This window comes from Streptomyces sp. NPDC018964, from assembly GCF_044390325.1.
In the GTDB taxonomy this organism is placed as follows: Bacteria; Actinomycetota; Actinomycetes; order Streptomycetales; family Streptomycetaceae; genus Streptomyces.
Window position 1 is genome coordinate 485,349 of sequence record NZ_JBIRYZ010000001.1, and the last position, 14,114, is coordinate 499,462.

Consider the following 14,114-nt stretch of genomic DNA (forward strand, 5'->3'; position numbering starts at 1 on the left):
CGCGCCCACGCGGCGGAGCCTCATGCCGATACGGCCCCGCGCCCCCGCAGGTGTTCCCCCCGACCCCGGCCACAGGTGTGGCCGGGGTCGGCCGTACTCTGAGTGCGGACGGATTGCGTACAACCTGCACGAAACAGGAGCCGGTGGATGGATCACAGCGGGCACGGCATGACCATGGATCTGCCGCCGTTCACGCTGGGGCGAGGGCTCGCCTGGTCGGCGGATTCCTTCTTCCTCATCGCCTGCCTGCTGGGGCTGGCACTGTACGGCTGGGGTGTGGTCCGGCTCGTACGACGCGGTGACAAGTGGCCGGTGGGACGCACCGTCGCCTTCGTCGCCGGTGTGCTGAGCATCGGGCTCGTGATGTGCACCAAGCTGAACGACTACGGCATGGTCATGTTCAGCGTGCACATGGTGCAGCACATGGTGATCAGCATGGTGTCACCGATCCTGATCCTGCTCGGCGCCCCGGTCACCCTCGCCCTGCGCGCACTGCCGCCGGCCGGGCGGGGCCGCAAAGGGCCGCGCGAACTGCTGCTGATGCTGCTGCACAGCCGCTACATGCGGGTCGTCACCCACCCGGTGTTCACCATCCCGATGTTCATCGCGAGCCTGTACGCGCTGTACTTCACCCCGCTGTTCGACTTCCTGATGGGCTCCCGGGTCGGGCACATCGCGATGATGGTGCACTTCCTCGCCGTCGGCCTGGTCTTCTTCTGGCCGATCATGGGGGTGGACCCGGGTCCGCACCGGCCGGGGTACCTGATGCGGATGCTGGAGCTGTTCGCGGGCATGCCGTTCCACGCGTTCTTCGGCATCGCCCTGATGATGGCGTCGTCCCCGATGGTCACGACGTTCGAGAATCCGCCCGGTTCGCTCGGCATCGACGCCCTGTCCGACCAGAACGCGGCCGGCGGCATCGCCTGGGCGTTCAGCGAGGTCCCCTCCGTACTCGTACTGCTCGCGCTGCTGTTCCAGTGGTACGCCTCGGACCAGCGGCAGGCCCGGCGCAAAGACCGCGCCGCCGACCGGGACGGGGACAAGGAGCTCGAGGCGTACAACGCCTATCTGGCCTCACTGAACGCACGCGGAAACTGAATTCACCGTCTCCCCGATCCCCTTGAACGGGGAATTTCCACCGGTAGCATGAATGCGTCAGGGGGAACCGCCGGGGGGAGCGGTGATGGTACTTCGCACGTTCGTGCACAGGGCGGGAAAATCAGCGATTCGGAAGATCGCCGTCCTGTCATTGTTGCTTCTCGTCACCAGTGGGTGCGATTCGGCCACACCTTTGTTCGACGTGAAAGCGGTGGCCGCGGGGGCCGCCTCCCTCGCGCCGTTCTTCGACGAGCGCGTCGGACTCGGACGGGACGCCGCCGTGCGGTCGCGGCCCGTCCACGGCGGTCTGCAGCAGGGGGACACACCCGGCCTGTACGGGGGCACCGGCGAGGCGGCGATCTGCGACGTCGAGCGGTTGAAGCGGTATCTCGCCGAGCCGCGCAACGACCGCAAGGCACGGGCCTGGGCCGGGGCGCTGGATCTCCGCACGGACGAGATACCGGAGTATCTCGACCGGCTCACCCCTGTTCTCCTGCGTCACGACACTCTGGTGAAGAACCACGACTACAAAAAGGGAAAGGCTGTTCCCTTCAACGCGCTGCTCCAGGCGGGAATCGCGATTCTGGTCGACGAACAGGGGCTGCCGGCGGTGAAGTGCTCGTGCGGAAATCCACTGCGCCCCTTCGAGGGGGACAGGAGCAGGATTTCCGTCTCCTTCGACGACGGAAACGAGAAGTGGAAGGGGTACGACCGTTCCGAGGTCGTGGTCGTGCGGCCCGCCTCCCACAAGCTGGATCGGATCGCCCTCGTCGACGTGGAGGATCCCGACCGGGGTGTCGAGCGGCCCGTGGGGACGACGGGCGAGGAGGACACCGCCTTCGACACGAGGAAGCGGCAGGCGGTGCCGCCCCTCGTCGGCACCACGTTCGGTGAGGCGAGCCGACGGCTGGCCGGGCGGGGGCTGGCGGTCGCGTACGACGGGGAGGACGTGCCGCCGGACGGCGCGCGGGTCACGGCGTCCGATCCGGCCGCCGGGGCCGAGCTGCGGTTCGGGGCGCACGTCACGCTGAGCGTGGCGGAGGACACGGGTGCGTCCGGCGGCGGGACCACTCCCCCGGGTCCGGAATCGTCGCGGGCGACGAAGGACCCCGGACCGCCGCCACCGTCGTCGCCGCCGTCCGGATCGCCCTCCGGGCCGGTGACGTCCGAGGGTCCGGTGACGTCCGAGGGGCCGCGATCGCCGAGCGGGACGCCGGGGGACACGTCCGCGCCGGCCGGCTCCACTCCGCCGCCCCCGCCGGACACCGGCTCCTCCCCGCCCCCCACGCGCTCCACGCCCCCTCCGGCGTCCCCGGAGGCTTCCCGGACCGGCTCCCCGCCTCCCGGCTCGACCGGACCGCCGCCGAGGACCACCGTCTCCTCGTCCCCGGCCGGTGACCCCGTCACCAGCGGCACGCCCCCGCCGTCGGCCGGCCGGCCCACGAGCAGCGCTCCGGCCACGAGCGTGTCCGCCGCCCCCGGAGCACCCACCACGAACGCCCCCGCCGAGCGTCCCCGTCGAACCCGGGAGTGACCGGATGTCCTCATCTCCGACGCCGGGAGTGGGCCGGATCGTCGCCGGCCGCTACCTGCTGCTGCACCGGCTGGGCAGCGGCGGCATGGGGCACGTCTGGCTCGCCCACGACCAGAGACTCGCGTGCGAGGTCGCGCTGAAGGAGGTCGTGTTCGGCGACCCGGCCGAGCCCGACCAGGAGCGGGAGACCCGGGTCGCCCGGGCGCGCGCCGAGGCCCGGCACGCCGCGGGGCTGCGCGGTCACCCCCACGTGGTGACCGTGCACGACGTGCTGGAGCACGAGGGGCTGCCGTGGATCGTCATGGAGTACGTGGCGGGCGCCGTCGACCTGCGGGAGCTGCTCGCCCGGGGCGGTCCGCTCGCCCCCGCCGAGTGCGCCCGTATCGGGCTGGCCGTGCTGGACGCGCTGACCGCCGGGCACGAGCGGGGCGTGATGCACCGGGACGTGAAACCGGCGAACATCCTGCTCGCCCCGGACCGCACCGGATCGCCGTACGGACGGGTGCTGCTCACCGACTACGGCATCTCCGTGCAGCCGGACACCGGGGAGACGCGGTACACGATGGCGTCCGCGCTGGTCGGCACGGCGGGCTATCTGGCGCCGGAGCGGGCCACCGGCGGTCCGCCCACCCCCGCGGCCGACCTGTTCTCGCTGGGCTGCACGCTCTACCACGCGGTGGAGGGGCACGGCCCCTTCACCCGGGAGTCCCCGCTGGCGTCGGTCACCGCGGCGGTGCTGGAGGACCCGCGCGCGCCGGTGCGGGCGGGCGCGCTGGAGCCGGTGCTGCGGGGGCTGCTCGCCAAGGACCCGGACCTGCGGTCGACGGCGCGGGAGGTGGAGGCCGAGCTGGCGCGGATCGTGACGCCCCAGACGGAGACGTACGCGCGGACCCAGACGGACCTCGGCTCCCAGCCGCCCTGGGCCGCCTCCGCGCACCCGGCGCCCGAAGCGGCCGGCCGTGACCCGGTCGCCGGCGGGGCCCGTCGGCGACCCCACCCGCACGCGCTGCGCGCGGCCCTCGCCGGAGGGCTGGGACTGGTGCTGGCGCTGGGCGGTGCCTGGTACGCGCTGGCCGACCGGGAGAACGGCGGCGGGACGGGGGCTCCGTACGGGGAGGCCGTCGGGCTGGTCGAGCCGCTGAAGGCGGGCGACTGCGTGCTGGCCGACTGGCCCGGCGACGCCCGGTTCAGCGGCACGCCCCGGCTGACCCTCGACCCGACCTGTGCGGACCAGGCACCCGACGGGCAGGTCGTGGCCTTCGTCGAGGCCGCCTCGGACGAGGAGGCGCGGGAGCGGGGCCCGGCCCTGTGCGAGGAGCGGACGCGGGAACTGCGCGGCCGGCTGGCCGACGTCCGCGGCCTGGCCGTCGTGCCGACGGCGGACGGGTTCGAGGCGGCCGGGGGGCGTACCGCCTGTCTGGTGCTGGGGGCGCACGGGCCGGTGTACGGGCCGCTCGGGGACCGGCGCCGCCCGGGGACGGCGTTCGCCGACACGGCGACGATGCAGCGGCGGGACTGCCTGGACGTGCGGTCCCGCCGGGAGGCGCGGCTGGTGTCGTGCGACGGGAGGTACGACGAGCAGGTGCTCGGGTTCACCCGGCTGGGCGAGGACGTCACGCTCGCCGAGGCGCGCACCGAGTCGGACGCGGCGTGCGCACGCGAGGTGCCTCCGCGCGACTACGGCTTCGACCCGTCGGTCCACGAGGCCGGGTCGTGGACCAGTGAGGGGCCCTGGAAATCCGGCACACATGTCGTCGTGTGCACCGTGAGGAGGCAGAACGGGGGCACCATGGAGGGAGCCGAACCATGAGGAGGGTGTCGCGATGCCCGGTTCCACGAACGGTTCCACGTCGACGAAGACCATGGGGGTGTTCACCGTCGGCGGTCTGGTCGCCGTGACGGCGTACACGGTGGCGCTCGGCAGCAACGGCTGGCTGTGGTTCGGCTGGGTCGTCCTGGGGCTGATCACCTTGGGGATGGTCGCCACCCGCAGCACCTGAGGGGCGCCGGGGCGGCCGGCCTCACTTCGGGGTGAGCCGCCCCGCCAGGTGCACGCCCGGCTGGTACTTCGGCAGCCGGACGGTGATCTTCATGCCCGCGCCGACGGCGGTCTCGATGACGAGGCCGTGGTCGTCCCCGTAGACCTGGCGGAGCCGCTCGTCGACGTTGGACAGTCCGATGCCGCCGGTGGGGCTGACCTCGCGGGCGAGGATGCGGCGCAGCAGGCCGGGGTCCATCCCGGCGCCGTCGTCCTCGATGACGACGAGGGCCTCCGCGCCGGCGTCCTGCGCGGTGATCTGGATGCGGCACGTGTCGGCCTTGCCCTCCAGGCCGTGCTTGACGGCGTTCTCCACCAGCGGCTGGAGGCAGAGGAAGGGCAGCGCGACCGGCAGTACCTCGGGGGCGATCTGCAGGGTGACGGAGAGGCGGTCGCCGAAGCGTGCCCGTACCAGCGCCAGATAGTGGTCGATGGCGTGCAGTTCGTCGGCGAGGGTGGTGAAGTCGCCGTGCCGGCGGAACGAGTAGCGGGTGAAGTCGGCGAACTCCAGGAGCAGTTCGCGGGCCCGTTCGGGGTCGGTGCGCACGAACGAGGCGATCACGGCGAGCGAGTTGAAGATGAAGTGCGGGGAGATCTGGGCGCGCAGGGCCCTGATCTCGGCCTCGATGAGGCGGGTGCGGGACTGGTCGAGGTCGGCGAGTTCCAGCTGGACGGAGACCCAGCGGGCGACCTCCCCGGCGGCCCGGGCCAGGACCGCGGACTCGTGGGGGGCGCAGGCGACGAGCGCGCCGTGCACCCGGTCGTCCACGGTGAGCGGGGCCACCACGGCCCAGCGCACCCGGCAGTCGGGGGTGTCGCAGGTGAGCGGGAAGGCCTCGCCGCGGCCGGTGTCGAGGGGGCCGGTGAGGCGTTCCATGATCTCGGCGCGGTGGTGGGCGCCCGCGCCGTCCCAGACGAGCACCCGGTCGCGGTCGGTGAGGCAGAGGGCGTCCGTGCCGAGCAGGGAGCGCAGTTTGCGGGCGGACTTGCCGGCGGTCTCCTCCGTCAGGCCGGCCCGCAGCGGGGGCGTGGCCAGGGAGGCGGTGTGCAGGGTCTCGAAGGTGGCGTGTTCGACGGGGGTGCCGAGGCCGGCGAGGCCGGCGGGGCGGGCGGTGCGCCGGCCGATCCAGAACCCGGCGGCCAGCAGGGGCAGGACGGCGACGAGCAGGCCGGCGAGGAAACCGCTCATGCGGACACCTCCGTACGGAGTTCCTCCGGCAGGTGGAAGCGGGCCAGCACCGCCGCCGTGCCGGGCGGCACCCGGCCGGGGGTGGCTAGGGACACCAGGATCATGGTGAGGAAGCCCAGCGGCACCGACCACAGCGCGGGCCAGGCGAGCAGGGCGTGCAAGGGGCCGTCGCCCGGGTAGCCGGCCATGGTCGCGGCGACGGCGAGGAACGCGGAGCCGCCGCCCACCAGCATCCCGGCCGCCGCTCCGGGCGGGGTCAGCCGGCGCCACCAGATGCCGAGGACGAGCAGCGGGCAGAACGACGAGGCGGAGACGGCGAAGGCGAGCCCCACGGCGTCGGCCACCGGCAGCCCGCCGACCAGGAGGCTCGCCCCGAGGGGGACGGCCATGGCGAGCACGGTGCCGAGCCGGAAGTGCCGTACGCCCCGCGAGGGGAGCACGTCCTGGGTGAGCACGCCGGCCACCGCCATGGTGAGCCCGGAGGCCGTCGACAGGAACGCGGCGAAGGCGCCCCCGGCGACCAGTGCCCCGAGGAGGTCGCCGCCCGTCCCGCCGATCATCCGGCCGGGCAGGAGCAGGACGGCGGCGTCCGCGTCGCCGGTGAGGGTGAGCTCGGGGGCGTAGAGCCGGCCGAGGGCCCCGTAGACCGGGGGGAGGAGGTAGAAGGCGCCGACCAGGCCGAGGACCGCGACGGTGGTGCGGCGGGCGGCGACGCCGTGCGGGCTGGTGTAGAAGCGGACCACCACGTGGGGCAGTCCCATGGTGCCGAAGAAGGTGGCGAGGATCAGCCCGTACGTGGCGTACAGCGGGCGTTCCTCGCGGGACTCGGCGCGGGAGGGCGACAGGGCGTCGTCGGCGCCGGGTCCGGCGGCGGGGACCTCGGCGCCCTCGGCGAAGGTGAGCCGGGTGCCGCCGTCGACGCGGTGGGTGCCGGCGGGCAGGCTCACTTCGGTGCCGTCGAGGTCGCGGCCATCGACGGTGCCGTCCACCGTGACGGTGAGCGGTCCCTCGAGCCGGAGGTCGAGGGTGTCGTCGACGCGGACCACCCGCTGCTCACGGAAGGCGGCCGGTTCGTCGAAGGCGTGGCTGGGGGCGCCGTCGCTCTGCCAGGCGGCGATCAGGAAGAGGGCGGGCACGAGCAGGGCGGTGAGTTTCAGCCAGTACTGGAAGGCCTGGACGAAGGTGATGCTGCGCATGCCGCCCGCGCCGACGATGACGGTGACCACCACGGCGACGATCACCCCGCCGAGCCAGTCGGGTGCTCCGGTGAGGACGGTCAGGGTGAGTCCCGCGCCCTGGAGCTGCGGCAGCAGGTACAGCCAGCCGACGCCGACGACGAAGGCGCCCGCGAGCCGCCGCACCGTCTGCGAGGCGAGCCGGGCCTCGGCGAAGTCGGGCAGGGTGTAGGCGCCGGAGCGGCGCAGCGGGGCGGCGACGAACAGCAGCAGCACCAGATAGCCGGCGGTGTAGCCGACTGGGTACCAGAGCATGTCCGGGCCCTGGACGAGGACGAGTCCGGCGATGCCGAGGAAGGAGGCGGCGGAGAGGTACTCACCGCTGATGGCGGCCGCGTTGAGGCGGGGGCCGACGGTGCGGGAGGCGACGTAGAAGTCGGAGGTGGTGCGGGAGACGCGCAGGCCGAAGGCGCCGACGAGGACGGTCGCGAGGACGACGAGGGCGACGGCGGGGACGGCGTAGGTGGAGTTCACGGCGGTGTGCGTCCCGGTCTCAGCGGTCCTCGACGAGCCGCACGAAGTCGCGTTCGTTGCGTTCGGCGCGGCGCACGTACCAGCGGGCGAGCAGGACCAGCGGGGGGTACAGCCCGAAGCCGAGCACCGCCCACTCCAGGCGGCGGGCGTCCGGGGCGGCGGCGAAGACCAGCGGGAGCGGGCCGATGAGCAGGACGAGGACGGCGAACACCACGAGTCCGGTACGCAGCTGGATGCGCATCAGGGAGCGGACGTAGGTGTGGCCGAGGGTGGTCTGCTCGTCGATCTCGGTGCGCGGGCGGTAGTGGGCGGAGGAGTGGGGGTACCGCCCGCGCGAGCGGAGCCGAGCGTGGGGGAGGGCACGGCGGGGCGGGCCGGTGACGACCACGCGGCGTTCGGTCGGGTCCTGGGGCACGCGTCCTCCCCCTAGCTCGTGGTCCGGCGCATCAGCAGGTCCCGCAGTTCACGGGCGTGCCGCCGGCTGACCTGGAGTTCCTCGGAGCCGACCAGGACGCTCACGGTGCCCGCGTCGAGCCGGAGTTCGCCGATGTGGCGCAGGGCGACCAGATGGCGGCGGTGGATGCGGACGAAGCCGCGGGAGCGCCAGCGCTCCTCCAGGGTGGAGATCGGGATCCGTACGAGGTGGCTGCCCCGGTCGGTGTGCAGGCGGGCGTAGTCGCCCTGGGCCTCGACGTGGGTGATGTCGTCGACGGCGACGAAGCGGGTCACGCCGCCGAGCTCGACGGGTACGTGGTCGGGGTCGGGTTCGTGCACGGGGATGCGCGGGGCGGCGGTGCCGCGCCCTGCGGCGGCGCCCAGTTCGACGACGCGGCGGACCGCCTCGGCCAGGCGTTCCCTGCGGACGGGTTTGAGGACGTAGTCAGCGGCCTTGAGGTCGAAGGCCTGGACGGCGAAGTCCTCGTGGGCGGTGACGAACACGATGAACGGCGGCCGGGCGAAACCGCTGAGCAGCCGGGCCAGGTCGAGTCCGTCGAGGCCGGGCATCTGGATGTCGAGGAAGACGACGTCGATGGCCTCGGGCCCGTCGGGGCCCGACTCCAGGGCGCGGTTGATGCGGCGCAGCGCCTCGGTGGCGTCTCCGGCGCCCTCGGCGCTGCCGACGCGCGGGTCGGCGTTCAGCAGGTAGAGCAGTTCCTCCAGTGAGGGGCGTTCGTCGTCGACGGCAAGGGCGCGCAGCATGAAGGTGGAGTGTAGGGGGGTTTCCCACGTCTGGACATGCCCCGGACATGGGCGTTCGCGCTGGGTACAGTGCCCGCATGCACAGCGGGCCCGCGTCGTTCGACGAACTCGACCGGAAGATCGTCACCGCGCTGATGGCGAACGCCAGGACGTCCTTCGCCGAGATCGGCGCGGCCGTCGGGCTGTCGTCGACGGCGGTCAAGCGCCGGGTGGACCGGCTGCGCGAGACCGGGGTGATCACCGGCTTCACGGCGACGGTGCGGCCGTCCGCGCTGGGCTGGCGCACCGAGGCGTACGTGGAGGTGTACTGCGAGGGGGCGGCGCCGCCGCGGCGGCTGGCGGAGGTGGTGCGCAACCATCCGGAGATCGCCGCGGCGATGACGGTGACCGGGGGCGCGGACGCGCTGCTGCACGTGCGGGCGCGGGACGTGCAGCACTTCGAGGAGGTGCTGGAGCGGATCCGCCAGGAGCCGTTCATCCGGAAGACGATCAGTGTGATGGTGCTGTCCCATCTGCTGCCGGACAGTCCTGAGGCGGGAGTGAGTCAGCCGGCGCCGGACGGCGCAGCGGACGTGCGCTGAACGGGGGAACCACGCAGCATTCCTGCGTGAACGCGCAGCTTTTGTTCCTTGTCGCCCGTATCACTCGCTTCCTACCGTGGTCTCACCCCCTGTCGCAACCGCGTGGAAGCGGAGGAACCCCTCTGTGCCCGACTTCCGTGTGGCGTCCCGGCGGCGCTACCTCGTCTGCGAACCCAGACACTTCGCCGTCCGGTACGCGATCAACCCCTGGATGCGTCCCGACCGTCCCGTCGACGTCGCCCTGGCGCAGCGCCAGTGGCGGACGCTGGTCGACGCCTACCGCGAGCACGGTCATACCGTGGAGAGCGTGACGCCGGAGCCCGGACTGCCCGACATGGTGTTCGCCGCGAACGCGGCGGTCGTCGTGGAGGGCCGCGTCCTCGGCTCCCTGTTCCTGGCGCCCGAGCGACGCCCGGAGTCCGTGCCGTACGAGGCCTGGTTCAAGGCCGAGGGGTACGACGTCCAGCACCCCGGGTCGGTGTGCGAGGGCGAGGGCGACCTGGTGCCCGCCGGGCGCTGGATCCTCGCCGGCACCGGCTTCCGCACCACTCCCGAGGCGCACCGCGAGGCGCAGGAGTTCTTCGGGGTGCCGGTGATCGGCCTGACGCTGGTGGATCCGTACTTCTACCACCTGGACACGGCGCTGTTCGTGCTGGACGAGGAGAACGTCGCGTACTACCCGGAGGCGTTCTCGCCGGGCAGCCGCGAGGTGCTCGCCCGGCTGTATCCGGACGCGGTGCTCGCGACCCGTGAGGACGCGATGGCGTTCGGGCTGAACTCCGTCTCCGACGGGCGCCACGTGTTCGTCTCCCCCGGGGCCACCGCCCTGGCCGCCCGGCTCGCCGACCGCGGCTACGTCCCCGTCCCCGTCGACCTGTCCGAGTTCCACAAGGCGGGCGGGGGCATCAAGTGCTGCACACAGGAGATCCGCTCATGACCGCTGTCGTCCCCGCGCGTACGTCCGCCGAGCTGATCGGCGCGGAGGAGCCGGTCCTCGCGCACAACTACCACCCGCTGCCCGTGGTCGTCGCCCGCGCGGAGGGCGCGTGGGTGGAGGACGTGGAGGGCCGGCGGTACCTCGACATGCTGGCCGGCTACTCGGCGCTCAACTTCGGCCACCGGCATCCGGCGCTGGTCGAGGCGGCGCACCGCCAGCTCGACCGGCTCACGCTGACCTCGCGCGCGTTCCACAACGACCGGCTCGCCGAGTTCGCGCGGCGGCTGGCCGCGCTGACAGGTCTCGACATGGTGCTGCCCATGAACACCGGCGCGGAGGCGGTGGAGAGCGGCATCAAGGTGGCCCGCAAGTGGGCCTACGACGTGAAGGGCGTCCCGGCGGACCGGGCGACGATCGTGGTGGCGGCGGACAACTTCCACGGCCGTACGACGACGATCGTGAGCTTCTCGACGGACGAGGTGGCGCGGGCCGGGTTCGGTCCCTTCACCCCGGGCTTCCGGGTGGTGCCGTACAACGATCTCGCGGCGCTGGAGGCGGCGGTCGACGAGACGACGGCGGCGGTGCTGATCGAGCCGGTCCAGGGCGAGGCGGGCGTGATCGTCCCGGACGACGGCTACCTCACCGGGGTGCGGGAGCTGACGCGCCGCGCGGGGTGCCTGTTCGTCGCCGACGAGATCCAGTCGGGGCTGGGCCGCACCGGCCGTACGCTCGCCGTGGAGCACGATTCGGTCGTCCCGGACGTGGTGCTGCTCGGCAAGGCGCTGGGCGGCGGCATCATCCCGGTGTCGGCGGTGGTGGCCCGGCGGGAGGTGCTCGAGGTGCTCCATCCGGGTGAGCACGGGTCGACCTTCGGCGGCAATCCGCTCGCCGCGGCGGTCGGTACGGCCGTGGTGGAGCTGCTGGAGACGGGTGAGTTCCAGCGCCGGGCGGCGGACCTGGGCGGGATCCTGCGCGAGGGCCTGGAGACGCTCGTCGGCAAGGGTGTCGTCGGGTTCCGCTCCCGCGGTCTGTGGGCGGGCGTGGACGTCGACCCGGCGCTCGGCACCGGCCGCGAGGTCAGCGAGCGCCTGATGCGGGAGGGCCTCCTGGTCAAGGACACCCACGGCTCCACCGTCCGCCTGGCCCCGCCGCTGACCATCACCCCGGAGGAACTCCAGGGCGCCCTGCACACCCTGGAGAAGGTTCTGGCCCGGCAGGTCTGAGCCGCCGCCGTCCCCCTGCCGGGGCCCGGCGGGGGGGACGGCGGGGGGACGGCGGGGACGGCCTATCCCAGAGAGCCCCCATCCCCCCCAAGGGTGAATATGGGGACAAGAGGGGGTAGACCACTCTCAGCGACAGAGAGGTCGGCCGTGGGCGGACACAAGGAGCAGGACGTTGCCCGGCAGGGGTTCGATGTGGCCGACGCCGTTCCCCTGTTGCTCGATCCGCACGGCATGGTGTCGAGCTGGACCGCCGGGGCCGAGCGGCTGCTGGGGTACCGCGCCGCCGAGGCCGTGGGCCGCAAGTTCGCCGAGCTGCTGGCCCCCGAGGACTCCGAGCGGGTGCCGGACCTGGTCGAGCGGTGCCGCTCGGGCGGTGACTGGGCGGGGCTGATGACCGCCCGGCATCGGGACGGGCGACCGGTCGCGGTGATGGTGCGGATCACGCCGACGGTGGAGCCGCGGGGCCGTTCGTCGCTGCTGGTCCTGCTGTCGGAGCTGGCCGACTCGCCCGGCTGGGACATGAGCCGCTCCGTGCTGGAGCAGATGGTCGCCGGGACGTCGATCGGCATCGCGATCGTGGACACGGAGCTGCGCTTCGTGTGGTCCAACGCCGCGCTCGAACAGTTCGGCGGCGGGCCGGCCGGGCGGCGCCTGGGGCTGCGGTTCGCGGACATCCAGCCGGGGATGGACGCCGAGGCCGTCGAGGAACGGATGCGGTACGTCCTGGACACCGGGGAACAGGTGGTCGACTACGAGCTTGTCGGCCGGGCCCGCTCGGCACCGCTGCGCGAGACCGCGCACGTGCTGTCGTTCACCCGCCTCGACGACGCCCGGGGCCGTCCGAAGGGCGTGTACTACACCGTCGTGGACGTCACCGAGCGGCACCGCGCCCGTCGGCGCCTCGCCCTGCTCGACCGGGCCGGCAAGCACATCGGCCGCTCCCTGGACGTCCTGCGCACCGCGCAGGAACTGGCGGACGTGGCCGTGCCGGAACTCGCGGACTACGTCGTCGTGGAGCTGCTGGAGCCGGTGCTGCGCGGCGCCGAGGTCCAGCCGGGCGCGCCCACCGGTTCCGACCGGGTCCCGCTGTGCCGGGCGGGCGACCGGTCGCTGTACGAGGATCTGCCGCGGGCGGCCGTGGAGACCGGGACGGTCCTGTGGTACCTGGCGGATTCCCCGCCGGTGCACTGTCTGACCACGGGCCGGTCCTGGCTCCAGGAGCGGCTCGACCCGCTCGCCCTGGCGTGGGCCACGCCGCCGGGCGGCCGGGAGTCCACCTTCCTGGAGCTCGGCCTGCGGAGTGCGATGATCGTCCCGGTCCGGGCCCGGGGCGTCACCCTGGGCATCACCGGGTTCTTCCGCCGTCGGCACGACCCCTTCGACGAGGACGACCTCCATCTGGCCGAGGACCTCGTCTCCCGCGCCGCCGTCTGCGTGGACAACGCCCGGCGCTACACCCGCGAGCGGGACGCCGCGCTGGTCCTGCAGCGCAGCCTGCTGCCCCGCCTGCTGCCCGAGCAGGACGCCGTGGAGGTGTCCGCCTGCTACCGCCCGGCGGACGAGCTGACCGGTCTGGGCGGCGACTGGTACGACCTGATCCCGCTGTCCGGCGCCCGTGTCGCCCTGGTCGTCGGCGAGGCGCCGGGGCACGGCATCGGCGCCGCCGCGGCCATGGGGCGGCTGCGCACCGCCGTACGGACGCTGGCCGCGATCGACCTGCCGCCCGAGGAGGTGCTCGCCCATCTGGACGACCTGGCGTCCCGGCTGGCGCGGGAGGAGGGCGACGGGGACTTCCCCGGCCGGTCCGTCGGGTCCGGCTGCCTGTACGTCGTCTACGACCCGGTGACCGGGCAGTGCACGATGGCGGCCGCCGGCCATCCCGCGCCCGCCGTGGTGGCACCCGACGGCACGGTCACCTTCGTCGACCTCCCACAGGGACCGGCGCTCGGTGTGGGCGGCCCGCCGTTCGAGGCGGTGGAGCTGGCCCTGGCCGAGGGCAGCACGCTCGCCCTGCACACGGACGGTCTGCTGACCGGCGGGAAACCCTCGTCCGACGGGAGGCCCCCACCCGACGGGACGGACCGCGAACGGCTGCGGCAGGCCCTGCGGGGCGCCGCGACCGCGCTCGAACCGAGCTGCCACGCGGTGGTCGACATGCTGGTCCCGGCCAGGCCGTACGACGACGTGGCCCTGCTGATGGCCCGTACCAAACGTCTCGACCCCGGACGGATCGCGGTCTGGGACCTGCCGGCGGACCCGGCGGTCGTGGCCGAGGCCCGCAGGACCAGCGCCCGGCAGCTGACCCGCTGGGGGCTGGACGACCTGGTCTTCACCACGGAGCTGGTCGTCAGCGAACTGGTCACCAACGCCATACGGCACGCCGGCGGCCCCGTGCGGCTGCGGCTGATCCGTGAGCGGGCGCTGGTGTGCGAGGTGTTCGACGGCGGTGCCACCGCACCCCATCTGCGGCACCCCCGCGCGATGGACGAGGGCGGGCGCGGGCTGCTGCTGGTCTCCCAGCTGGCCCAGCGCTGGGGTACCCGGTTCGTTCCCGACGGGAAGATCATCTGGGCGGAGCAGTCGCTGACCGCGCCGCCGGAGTGAG

12 protein-coding genes are annotated in these 14,114 nt (G+C 73.3%); 8 read left to right on the plus strand and 4 right to left on the minus strand.

Features of this window, described 5'->3' with window-relative positions; translation table 11 throughout:
- The first annotated feature begins 147 nt into the window (after window positions 1-147).
- The 4 genes from ACH5AO_RS02130 to ACH5AO_RS02145 all read left to right on the plus strand — a co-directional run bounded on the left by ACH5AO_RS02130 (window position 148) and on the right by ACH5AO_RS02145 (window position 4,632).
- Complete coding sequence (locus ACH5AO_RS02130; protein ID WP_398920823.1) at window positions 148-1,098, plus strand: cytochrome c oxidase assembly protein; 951 nt, start codon at window positions 148-150, stop codon at window positions 1,096-1,098.
- Window positions 1,099-1,300: 202 nt separating this feature from the next.
- Window positions 1,301-2,632, plus strand: coding sequence for a DUF6777 domain-containing protein (locus ACH5AO_RS02135; RefSeq protein ID WP_398920825.1), 1,332 nt, complete (start codon window positions 1,301-1,303; stop codon window positions 2,630-2,632).
- A gap of 4 nt (window positions 2,633-2,636) precedes the next feature.
- Window positions 2,637-4,442 (plus strand): protein kinase, encoded by a 1,806-nt coding sequence (locus ACH5AO_RS02140; protein ID WP_398920827.1) that lies wholly within the window; start codon window positions 2,637-2,639, stop codon window positions 4,440-4,442.
- A 13-nt stretch (window positions 4,443-4,455) separates the two neighbouring features.
- On the plus strand, window positions 4,456-4,632 hold the full coding sequence (locus tag ACH5AO_RS02145; protein WP_398920829.1) for a hypothetical protein: 177 nt from the start codon (window positions 4,456-4,458) through the stop codon (window positions 4,630-4,632).
- Between the two features lie 21 nt (window positions 4,633-4,653).
- Here ACH5AO_RS02145 and ACH5AO_RS02150 read toward each other — a convergent pair whose 3' ends face one another.
- From ACH5AO_RS02150 to ACH5AO_RS02165, 4 genes are read right to left on the minus strand one after another with little or no spacing between them, the layout of a single operon-like run.
- Window positions 4,654-5,859, minus strand: coding sequence for a sensor histidine kinase (locus ACH5AO_RS02150; protein ID WP_398920831.1), 1,206 nt, complete (start codon window positions 5,857-5,859; stop codon window positions 4,654-4,656).
- Complete coding sequence (locus tag ACH5AO_RS02155; protein WP_398920833.1) at window positions 5,856-7,568, minus strand: cation acetate symporter; 1,713 nt, start codon at window positions 7,566-7,568, stop codon at window positions 5,856-5,858. Before ACH5AO_RS02155 ends, ACH5AO_RS02150 begins: the two co-directional genes overlap by 4 nt.
- 19 nt (window positions 7,569-7,587) lie before the next feature.
- Window positions 7,588-7,983 (minus strand): hypothetical protein, encoded by a 396-nt coding sequence (locus ACH5AO_RS02160; protein ID WP_398920835.1) that lies wholly within the window; start codon window positions 7,981-7,983, stop codon window positions 7,588-7,590.
- Window positions 7,984-7,994: 11 nt separating this feature from the next.
- Complete coding sequence (locus ACH5AO_RS02165; protein ID WP_398920837.1) at window positions 7,995-8,768, minus strand: LytR/AlgR family response regulator transcription factor; 774 nt, start codon at window positions 8,766-8,768, stop codon at window positions 7,995-7,997.
- Between the two features lie 77 nt (window positions 8,769-8,845).
- On the opposite strand from ACH5AO_RS02165, the gene ACH5AO_RS02170 reads away from it, so the two are divergent.
- The 4 genes from ACH5AO_RS02170 to ACH5AO_RS02185 all read left to right on the plus strand — a co-directional run bounded on the left by ACH5AO_RS02170 (window position 8,846) and on the right by ACH5AO_RS02185 (window position 14,113).
- Window positions 8,846-9,349 carry an Lrp/AsnC family transcriptional regulator gene (locus ACH5AO_RS02170; protein ID WP_398920839.1) on the plus strand — a complete coding sequence of 168 codons (504 nt, stop codon included), beginning with the start codon at window positions 8,846-8,848 and terminating at the stop codon, window positions 9,347-9,349.
- A 124-nt stretch (window positions 9,350-9,473) separates the two neighbouring features.
- Entirely contained in the window at window positions 9,474-10,286 is an 813-nt protein-coding gene (ddaH, locus tag ACH5AO_RS02175; RefSeq protein ID WP_398920840.1) for a dimethylargininase, read from the plus strand.
- Window positions 10,283-11,509: an ornithine--oxo-acid transaminase gene (rocD, locus tag ACH5AO_RS02180; RefSeq protein WP_398920842.1), complete on the plus strand. Its 1,227-nt coding sequence runs from the start codon at window positions 10,283-10,285 to the stop codon at window positions 11,507-11,509. The genes ddaH and rocD overlap by 4 nt, the downstream gene beginning before the upstream one ends.
- Window positions 11,510-11,656: 147 nt before the next feature.
- The gene (locus ACH5AO_RS02185; protein WP_398920844.1) at window positions 11,657-14,113 is read left to right on the plus strand and encodes a SpoIIE family protein phosphatase; all 2,457 of its coding nucleotides are present in this window, start codon (window positions 11,657-11,659) and stop codon (window positions 14,111-14,113) included.
- Window position 14,114: the final 1 nt, after the last annotated feature.